Origin of the sequence: Pigmentiphaga sp., from assembly GCF_019689535.1 — a bacterium.
Classification (GTDB): domain Bacteria; phylum Pseudomonadota; class Gammaproteobacteria; order Burkholderiales; family Burkholderiaceae_B; genus Pigmentiphaga.
In genome coordinates this window covers 1-8499 of sequence record NZ_JADGHH010000154.1, presented here as the reverse complement: position 1 = coordinate 8499, position 8499 = coordinate 1, and the positions used below count along the sequence as shown (strand labels likewise).

The 8499-nt window shown below is 64.6% G+C and carries 8 protein-coding genes; 5 read left to right on the top strand and 3 right to left on the bottom strand.

Translation table 11 applies throughout. From position 1 onward, the window contains the following. Nucleotides 1–73: 73 nt before the first annotated feature. Together IRZ12_RS13085 and IRZ12_RS13080 are read left to right on the top strand one after the other, a co-directional pair. Entirely contained in the window at nucleotides 74–1675 is a 1602-nt protein-coding gene (locus tag IRZ12_RS13085; protein ID WP_296469130.1) for an ABC-F family ATPase, read from the top strand. A 231-nt stretch (nucleotides 1676–1906) separates the two neighbouring features. Beyond that, nucleotides 1907–2836 (top strand): BMP family protein, encoded by a 930-nt coding sequence (locus IRZ12_RS13080; protein ID WP_296469128.1) that lies wholly within the window; start codon nucleotides 1907–1909, stop codon nucleotides 2834–2836. A 16-nt stretch (nucleotides 2837–2852) separates the two neighbouring features. Here the strand turns inward: IRZ12_RS13080 and purT are convergent, their stop codons facing one another. Further along, nucleotides 2853–4070 (bottom strand): formate-dependent phosphoribosylglycinamide formyltransferase, encoded by a 1218-nt coding sequence (purT, locus tag IRZ12_RS13075; RefSeq protein WP_296469125.1) that lies wholly within the window; start codon nucleotides 4068–4070, stop codon nucleotides 2853–2855. A 217-nt stretch (nucleotides 4071–4287) separates the two neighbouring features. On the opposite strand from purT, the gene IRZ12_RS13070 reads away from it, so the two are divergent. Beyond that, nucleotides 4288–4560, top strand: coding sequence for a PsiF family protein (locus IRZ12_RS13070; protein ID WP_296469123.1), 273 nt, complete (start codon nucleotides 4288–4290; stop codon nucleotides 4558–4560). Nucleotides 4561–4590: 30 nt separating this feature from the next. Here IRZ12_RS13070 and IRZ12_RS13065 read toward each other — a convergent pair whose 3' ends face one another. Both IRZ12_RS13065 and asd read right to left on the bottom strand, forming a co-directional pair. Next, the gene (locus IRZ12_RS13065; protein ID WP_296469132.1) at nucleotides 4591–5733 is read right to left on the bottom strand and encodes an alanine--glyoxylate aminotransferase family protein; all 1143 of its coding nucleotides are present in this window, start codon (nucleotides 5731–5733) and stop codon (nucleotides 4591–4593) included. Between the two features lie 268 nt (nucleotides 5734–6001). Then, on the bottom strand, nucleotides 6002–6859 hold the full coding sequence (gene asd, locus IRZ12_RS13060; RefSeq protein ID WP_296469120.1) for an archaetidylserine decarboxylase: 858 nt from the start codon (nucleotides 6857–6859) through the stop codon (nucleotides 6002–6004). A gap of 248 nt (nucleotides 6860–7107) precedes the next feature. On the opposite strand from asd, the gene IRZ12_RS13055 reads away from it, so the two are divergent. Then, entirely contained in the window at nucleotides 7108–7719 is a 612-nt protein-coding gene (locus tag IRZ12_RS13055; protein ID WP_296469118.1) for a LemA family protein, read from the top strand. Next, nucleotides 7716–8499 (top strand): YgcG family protein (locus IRZ12_RS13050; protein WP_296469116.1); only part of this gene is annotated, 784 nt, incomplete at its 3' end. The genes IRZ12_RS13055 and IRZ12_RS13050, both read left to right, overlap by 4 nt.

Sequence of the window (8499 nt, the reverse complement as noted above, 5' to 3'; positions counted from 1 at the left end):
CTATTAGGTTGATCTTTGCGCTGCGCGCAAGGCGCCTGCGCCATCCTCCGTTTCTTGCGAGTCTTTTTCCGTCGTGATCTCCACCGCCAACCTCACCATCCAGTTCGGTTCCAAACCTCTCTTCGAAAATGTCTCGGTCAAGTTCGGTGAGGGCAATCGCTATGGCCTGATCGGTGCGAACGGCAGCGGGAAGTCCACGCTGATGAAGATCATCGGCGGCGACCTCGAACCCACCGCGGGGAACGTTTCCATCGAGCCGAACATCCGCTTGGGCAAGCTGCGCCAGGACCAGTTCGCCTATGAAGACATGCGGGTGCTGGACGTGGTGTTGATGGGCCACACGGAAATGTGGCAGGCCATGACCGAGCGGGACGCCATTTACGCGAACCCGGATGCCACGGACGAAGACTACATGCGTGCCGCGGACCTGGAAGCGAAGTTTGCCGAGTACGACGGCTATACGGCCGAGGCGCGTGCCGGGGAACTGCTCCTCGGGCTGGAGATCCCCGTCGAGCAGCACCAGCTGCCGATGCGCGAGATCGCGCCCGGGTGGAAATTGCGCGTATTGCTGGCCCAGGCGCTGTTCTCGAATCCTGACGTGCTGTTGCTGGACGAGCCGACCAACAACCTCGACATCAACACGATCCGCTGGCTCGAGACGGTGCTCAACCAGTACCAGTCCACGATGATCATCATCAGCCACGATCGCCATTTCCTGAACCAGGTCTGCACCCACATGGCCGACCTGGACTACGGCGAGGTGCGGATCTATCCCGGAAACTACGACGATTACATGCTCGCGTCCGCGCAGGCGCGCGAACGCCTGCTCAGCTCCAACGCCAAGGCCAAGGAACGCATCGCGGAACTGCAGGACTTCGTTCGCCGGTTTTCCGCCAATAAGTCCAAGGCACGGCAAGCCACGTCCCGGCTCAAGCAGATCGACAAGCTCAAGGCCGAGACTGTCGAGGTCAAGCCCTCTTCGCGGCAAAACCCCTACATCCGGTTCGAGCAGGCCAAGGTCATGCACAGGCAGGCAGTGGAGATCGACGGCATTTCCAAGGCGTACGACAAGCCTGTCATCCCGCATTATTCCGCCATGGTCGAAGCGGGCGAGAAAATCGCCATCATCGGCGCCAACGGCGTGGGCAAGTCCACGTTGTTGCGCATGCTGGCGGGCGACCTCGAGCCCGATCGCGGCACCATCAAGTGGTCCGACAATGCCAACCTCGGCTACATGGCCCAGGACGTCTCCGACCACTTCGACCGTGATGAAACAGTGTTCGAATGGATGAGCATGTGGCGCCAGCCGGGAGACGACGACCAGGCGATCCGTTCGGTGCTGGGGCGCCTGCTTTTCTCCAGCGACGACATCGGCAAATGCGTGCGCGTCTTGTCCGGCGGCGAGAAAAACCGCATGATGTTCGGCAAGCTGATGCTGAGTAAGCACAATGTGCTGCTGCTGGACGAGCCGACCAACCACCTGGACATGGAGTCGATCGAGTCACTGCAGCTGGCGCTGGAAAAGTACCAGGGGACGCTGTTCTTCGTTTCGCACGACCGCGAATTCGTGTCCGGGCTGGCCAGCCGCATCATCGAGATTCTTCCCGACGGCCAGTTGATCGACTACAAGGGCACGTACGACGAGTACTTGGCCTCGCGGGGCATCGAGGGCTGATACGCGCGGCGGCACGAAGATTGCTTTGTCTCCTTCGGAATCAGCGGGACTTCCCCGTTGCAAGGAAGAAAGACGATGCCAGTATCTTTGCCTATCGCCTTGTCCCCCCTGCCTGCCTTGGTCGACGGCCTGTATGTCAGGCCGCTTGACATGCCGCAATGCGGTGCGATCCGTGGAGGCATGCCCAAGTTGGGGGCAAGCCTCGTTGCCTGTGCGGGTGTGGCCTGACCCATGCGGATCAAGGTTCTGCTGTTCGGCTCCCCCGGGCATGGCAGCTTCAATTCATGTGGCCTCGCAGGCGTGGAGGCGGCCCGCCAGGCCGGCCAGCAGGTCGATTTGATTTGGATCGAGTCAGCCGGGCCGGCGATTCGCGCGGCGCGCCTGATCGACATCTGCCATCGCGGCGCCGATCTCATCATTGCTTACGGCAGTCCCGGGGACTACCCGGTCGCGATGGCGGCCATGCGGTTTCCTCACATTCATTTCATCGTCGTGCAAGGTTCTTACGTCGGCGAGAACGCGGCCGTCTACAGCGTGCGTGAAGACCAGGCCGCGTTCCTGGCCGGTGTGTTGGCGGCGGCCGAGACGCGCACCGGCGGGTTGGGACACCTGGGGGGCGTGAAGACCGACGCCGCACTGCGCGTGCGCGCCGCGTACGTGGACGGGGCGCACCGCCAGTCTCCGGGCATGGGGATGATGACTTCCTTCTGCGGCAGCATCGACGACGCGGAGCTTGCGTTCGATACCTGCGAGGCCATGGCCAGGCGCGGGGTGGACGTGGTGTTTGGCGCGATCGACGGTGGTCGTCCCGGCATCGAACGCGCGTGCCAGAAATTCCGGCTGCGACAGATCGGCACCCATATTGACTGGACCGAAGCCGAACCCCATCTTTACCTGGGCTCGGCCATCGCCGACAGCGGCCGTTGCATCGCCACCGCCATCAAAGACTACGCGAAAGGGAATGTCCGTTTCGGCGCGAGCACCTCGTTCGGCGTGGAAAGCCCGGATTACGTGCGGGTGGCGGTGAGCCCGACGGTGGGGCAGGCCACGAAGCTGGCACTCGACGAATGGAGCCAGGCCATGGTGCGCGGCGAGGTGACGCCCAGTGCCGAGTATGTGGGGCGCGAGTTCGAGCTGAGCGGCCTGTTGAGTCGTCTTTGACGACCGGGCGGAGGCTTCAGGCTGGCCGCGCGCGGACCCGGGATGAGGCGCGCTTGGCCTTGGCGCGGGCTTCCTCGACCGTGGCCGCGGTAGCCAGCGCCACGCCCATGCGGCGCTTCACGTAGGATTGCGGCTTGCCGAACAGGCGCAGGTCGGTGCCCGCTTCGGCCAGGGCTTCGGCAACGCCCTCGAACACGACCGCGCCGGCCTCTATGCCGCCGTAGATTACGCTGCTGGCGCCGGGCTGGCGCAGCGCGGTGTCGACTGGCAGGCCGAGGAATGCGCGCGCATGTAGCTCGAATTCATTCTGGGCCTGCGTAATCATGGTCACCATGCCCGTGTCATGCGGCCGTGGGCTGACTTCCGAGAACCAGACCTGATCGCCCGCGACGAACATCTCGACGCCGAAGATGCCGTAGCCGCCCAGCTCGCCGGTGATCTTGCGCGCGATGTCGCGGGCCTTTTCCAGCGCTTGGGGAGCCATGGGGTGGGGCTGCCAGCTCTCGACGTAGTCACCGTCCACCTGCACGTGGCCGATCGGTTCGCAAAAGTCGGTGCGGTCCTGGCCGTCGGCGCCACGCGAACGAACGGTCAGCAAGGTGATTTCATAATCGAATCGCACAAAGCCTTCCACGATGACGCGGCCGGCTCCCACCCGTCCCCCTTCCTGTGCGTAGCGCCAGGCGCGCTCGACGTCCTGGGGGCCGTCCACCTTGGATTGGCCTTTGCCGGACGACGACATGATTGGCTTGACGATGCACGGATACCCGATGTGTCGGTCGATGGCCTCCCGCATCTCGTCCAGGCTCGAGGCAAAGCGATAGGGAGAGGTCGGCAGGCCGAGTGTTTCCGCCGCTAGCCGCCGTATGCCTTCGCGGTTCATGGTCAGCTGCGCGGCGCGCGCCGTGGGCGTGACGCGCGCCACGCCAGCGGCTTCCAGTTCCACGAGCAGGTCGGTGGCGATGGCCTCGATCTCCGGCACGATGATGTGGGGCTTTTCCGCTTCGATCACCGTTCGCAGCGCTTCGCGGTCGGTCATGGAAACCGTGTGCGCGCGGTGGGCCACCTGGTGGCCCGGCGCGTTGGCGTAGCGGTCCACGGCCACCACTTCGACGCCCAGCCGCTGCAGCGCCATGATGACCTCCTTGCCGAGTTCGCCGGCTCCCAGCAGCATGACGCGTACGGCGGCGGGAGAGAGGGGGGTGCCGAGGGGAGTGAAGGAAGCTGTCGTCATTGCAATCGGTCCACGGTTGGAAAGGCGCGCAGCGCCGTCGAAATCGAAATGTAGCGCGAAGCCGCGGGCGTTGCTTGGCAGGCGCCGCGCGGCGCTAGGCATTTTTTGGATTGAGGCAGATAATGTGGCCGCCGGACGAGGCCGGCACTTTTCTGGGCATCGACATCTCCCCCGCATCCCGGCTCCGCCGCGGCGTGGGTCACGTTTCGGAGTTCATATGAATAAGACGCTTGCATGGTCGTTGGCCGCTCTATTCGTGGCGTGTTCCGGTCCTGCCGCGGCAGCGGAAAACGCCCAGCAGAACAGGATGGCTGTCTGCAACAAGGCGGCAGGGGACAAGAAGGGCGAAGAGCGCAAGGCGTTCATGAGCTCCTGCCTGTCGGCCAAGAAAATGACGCCGCAGGAGAGAATGAGCGTGTGCAACAAGGAGGCCGGTGCGCTGAAGGGCGACGACCGCAAGGCCTTCATGAAGTCCTGCCTGTCGGGCTGAGGCGCGCCGGCCCGAAGGCCGGCGCGGCGCTCAGCAGGCCGGGGGCGCCATGGTCTGCAGGCTGTACTCCAGCGTGGCCATGCTGGCAGGCATGTCGACCTTGGCGCCTAGGTCACGCATGGTGGAGCCCAGCGCGTGCAGCGTGCGGAACAGGTTGTGGGTGCGGCATTGTTCGCCCATTTGTCCGATGCGCACGATGGGCAGGCCGAAGGAACCCGAGATTTCCACCCGGTAGCGGCGCGAGATGTGGTCGCAGATCTGGGTATTGGTCAATCCGTCCGGCACTGTGATGCCAACCACCGAGTTCAGCCGGGACGACTGCGGCGCGAACAGGCGCAGGCCCATGGCCTCGATGCCGTTCTGCAGGGCGAAGGACGACCGGGAATGGCGCGCGAAACGTACAGGCAAGGTTTCGGCGCAGACCAGGCGTAGCGCTTCATGCAGCGCGAGTACGCCAGATACCGGCGCGGTGTAGTGGTACGAGCCCTTGTGCCAGAAATTCTCGGCCAGCTTGGCGTCGAGCACCCAATGCGTGTTGGGCATCGTGCGCCGGCTGATGCGCTCCCAGGCGGCGTCGGAAAAGGCGATGAGCGAGACGCCGGGAATGGACGAGAGGCCTTTCTGGCCACCCGTGATGACGGCGTCGATCTGCCAGTCGTCCATTTGCAGCGGCATGGTGCTCAGCGTGCACACGGCATCGACGATGACCAGGCAGCCGTATTTTTTCGCGGCCTTGGCGATCGCGGGCAGCTCGCGGTTGAAGATGGTATTGGAAGTCTCGCCCTGGACGATGGTCAGCACATCGGGGCTGTGGCGCGCGATCTCGCGTTCGACAACCTCGGCGGAGGCCGCCTGGTGGCCTTCCACTTCCACGCACACGACGTCTGCGCCGAGCCGGCGGCTCATCTCGGCCATGCGCGCGCTGAAAAAACCGTTGACCACGCACAGCACCTTGCTCGACGGGGTGACCAGGTTGCAGATGGCCATTTCCATCGCAGCCGAGCCGGGGCCCGCCACGCCCAGCACCCACTGTGACCGCGTCTGGAACACATAGCCCGCCATCTGCTTGACCTGGGAAATGATGGTGGACATTGTCGAGCCCAAGTGGTTGATGACCACCGAGTTGGCGTGCGCGACCGCGTCCGGAATGGGAACCGGGCCGGCGCCCATCATGAGCAGCGGGTCGTCGGGCAGGATTTCGCTCAGCAGGCGGACCTGTGGCGGTTGCAGGAAAGAGAGCTGGGAGTGGTCGGTCGAGGAAGCGGTGTCAGCGGTTTCTTCGGCGGCGCGAAGCGGACGGGTCGGCATGTTGGTTGACGGCAAGTAAGGTGGCTCGGCCGGGACGTCGCATGGCCCGGGTGGCATGCGGTGAAGCGGCGGCGCAAGTTCCGCGGCGGCCTAGCGTGCGCCGCGGTTGTCGAGACGTTCGACGATAACGAAATTATAGAACTGCGCGGCCCAGGGCCTGGCCCATGCGCACGCCGCTGAGCGGACCGAGCGATTCTGACCAGTTCACCCGGCCCGGCGGGAACAGCAGGACCACGGTCGAGCCCAGCTTGAATCGCCCCATCTCGGCGCCCTTCTCCAAGCGCACGGCGCCTGTTTCGTAACGGGTCGTAACGATGCGCGAGCCGTGAGGCTTGACCTGTCCGGCCCACACCGTTTCCATGGCGCCCACGATCATGGCGCCCACCAGGACGACGGCCATGGGGCCGAATTCAGTATCGAACAGGCAGGCAAGGCGTTCATTGCGGGCGAACAGCCGTGGCACCGAGCGGGCAGTGAGCGGATTGACTGAAAACAGGCGGCCCGGCACGTACACCGTTTCGCGCAGCGTGCCCGCCGTGGGCATGTGCACGCGATGGTAATCGCGCGGGGACAGGTAAATGGTGGCGAAGTTTCCGTTCCGGAAGGGTTCGGCCCGTTCGGCGTCGCCGCCCAATAGTTCGTCGGCAGTGAAATGGTGGCCCTTGGCCTGGAAGATCCGGCCGTCGCGAATGGCCCCCAGCTGGCTGATCGCGCCGTCCGCGGGGGACAGTACGGCCCCGGGCGAGGCATCGAGGGGTCGGGCACCCGGCTTGAGCGCACGCGTGAAGAATGCGTTGAAATGCTCGTAGGCGGTTGGGTCCGGTTCGAGCGCCTCGCTCATGTCGACGCCGTATTGGCGGATGAAGCGGGCGATGGCGCGGTTCTTCAGCGGCGCCGTGCGGCACTGGGCCAGGCGTCCGAACAGGCTCGAAAGCAGGGCCTGGGGCGTGAGGTACTGGCTGTAAATGAAAAGCTGGTCTTTGAGCGACATGTCGAGGCCTCGCTGCGGCGAGGCGCGAATTCGGATCCCCCGATATTACAGGCTGCCGGGAAGAGGAAAAAATCCCAGGGCCGGTGCACCGCACGTGCATGGGTGGACGGTGCGCCGGCACGCCGCAAGGCCGGGTTCGGTGGTTGCCGGGAGACGGGGCATGGTGTCGGAATGCTACGCACGATTCGATCTGTGGCCACATGCGCTATGCTTGGGCCGTTTGCGATGCAGCCTGAGGAGAATCGACGGTGAGAAACCTGCTGACAGCTTTTTTTGCGGTAGTGCTGCTGGGACTGTCCGGCTGCGGCTACAACGACCTGCAAAGAGCCGATGAGCAGGTCAAGGCGAGCTGGTCCGAAGTGTTGAACCAGTACCAGCGGCGCGCAGACCTGATCCCGAACCTGGTCAACACGGTCAAGGGATATGCCGCCCACGAGCAGGAGACGCTGACGGCGGTCGTCAATGCGCGCGCCCAGGCAACTGGCATCAACGCCACCCCGGAGTTGGTCAATGATCCCGAGGCCTTTGCCAAGTTCGACGCCGCGCAGCAACAGCTCACGAGCGCGCTGTCCCGGCTTATGGTGGTCGTCGAGCGGTATCCGGACCTCAAGGCCAACCAGAATTTCCGGGACCTGCAGGCGCAATTGGAGGGCACTGAGAACCGGATTGCGGTAGCGCGCAATCGCTACATCAAGGCGGTCCAGGACTACAACGTCATTGTCCGGTCTTTCCCGAGCAACCTCACGGCCAAGATGTTCGGCTACCCGGTCAAGGCGAATTTTTCGGTGGCCAATGAAAGCGCCATTTCTGCGCCGCCGGTGGTCGACTTCGGCAGCGGACGACCCTCCGGAGAAAAATGAAGGATTGGCGACACCACCTGCGCCGGGCGGGCCGGCTGCTCGCTGCCGGCGCGATATGGGTGTGGCTGGCGGCGGCTTCGGCCTGGGCCGCCGACGACCTGGCGCCCATACCGCCCTTCGAGGCGCTAGTCACCGATTTGACCGCGACCTTGAGCCCGGAGCAGAAAGCCGGGCTGGAGAGGCGCCTGCGTGACTTCCAGGACCGGAAAGGCAGCCAGGTCGCAATCCTGCTGGTCCCCACCACCCAGCCCGAGAGCATCGAGCAATATTCGATGCGCGTGGCCGAGGCATGGAAGCCCGGGCGCAAGAACGTGGATGACGGGGTGCTGTTCCTCGTCGCGAAGAACGATAGGCGCATGCGCATCGAGGTGGGGTACGGGCTCGAGGGCGTGCTGACCGATGCCACGGCCAACCGCATCCTCGACGAGATCGTCGCCCCCCGGTTCCAGGCGGGCGATTTCTATGGCGGCATCGAGCAGGGCGCCGATCGCATCATGCGGCTAATCGACGGTGAACCGCTGCCGCCGCCGCAGCGGGGCACAGAGGGCAACGATGCGGAAGGCATTGCTCCGGTCCTGCTGATCATTGCCCTGGGGGCAGGCGGGTTGTTGCGGCGCTTGCTCGGCCGCCTGCCGGGTGCAACGGCCACCGGCGGCATCGTCGGTCTCGTCGCCTGGCTCTTGTCCGGCGCCCTGGCCATTGCCTTGGTCGGTGGGGCGCTGGCGTTTTTCTTTACCCTGGTCGGAGGCGGGTTTGCCGGCCTTCCGGGCGGTTATGGTG

Coding starts and splice junctions, on each gene's coding strand:
- IRZ12_RS13070 (WP_296469123.1), top strand. CDS start 4,288: ATGAATAAGACGCTTGCATGGTCGTTGGCCGCTCTATTCGTGGCGTGT.
- IRZ12_RS13080 (WP_296469128.1), top strand. CDS start 1,907: ATGCGGATCAAGGTTCTGCTGTTCGGCTCCCCCGGGCATGGCAGCTTC.
- asd (WP_296469120.1), bottom strand. CDS start 6,859: ATGTCGCTCAAAGACCAGCTTTTCATTTACAGCCAGTACCTCACGCCC.
- IRZ12_RS13065 (WP_296469132.1), bottom strand. CDS start 5,733: ATGATGGGCGCCGGCCCGGTTCCCATTCCGGACGCGGTCGCGCACGCC.
- purT (WP_296469125.1), bottom strand. CDS start 4,070: ATGACGACAGCTTCCTTCACTCCCCTCGGCACCCCCCTCTCTCCCGCC.